At 69.9% G+C, this 442-nt stretch carries 1 protein-coding gene; it reads left to right on the forward strand.

Annotation, left to right across the window (positions count from 1 at the left end):
- Positions 1 to 442 (forward strand): S1C family serine protease (locus tag C7C46_RS33190; protein WP_146259324.1); only part of this gene is annotated, 442 nt, incomplete at both ends.

Here is a 442-nt window from a genome sequence, read left to right on the forward strand (position 1 = left end):
CAGCAACTCGCTGCAGGACGACTACCAGCGGGTGATCTCCCAGGTGCTGCCCTCGGTGGTGCAGATCACCACCGCCTCCGGGCTCGGCTCCGGGATCATCTACGACGACAAGGGCGACATCGTCACCAACGCCCACGTGGTCGGCACCGCCTCCACCTTCCAGGTCAGCCTGGCCAACAGCACCAGCCAGATGGACGCGACCCTGGTCGGCTCCTACCCGGACTCCGACCTCGCGGTGATCAAGCTCGCCAGCCCGCCCAGCGGCCTGCGGCCGGCCGCCTTCGGCGACAGCGGCAAGGTGGAGGTCGGCCAGATCACGCTGGCCATGGGCAGCCCGCTGGGCCTGTCCAGCAGCGTGACCCAGGGCATCGTCTCGGCCACCGGGCGGACCGTCACCGAGCCGAAGAGCACCGACTCGCCGGGCGCCACCATCGGCAACATG

This window comes from Streptomyces tateyamensis (assembly GCF_003205575.1).
In the GTDB taxonomy this organism is placed as follows: Bacteria; Actinomycetota; Actinomycetes; order Streptomycetales; family Streptomycetaceae; genus Kitasatospora; species Kitasatospora tateyamensis.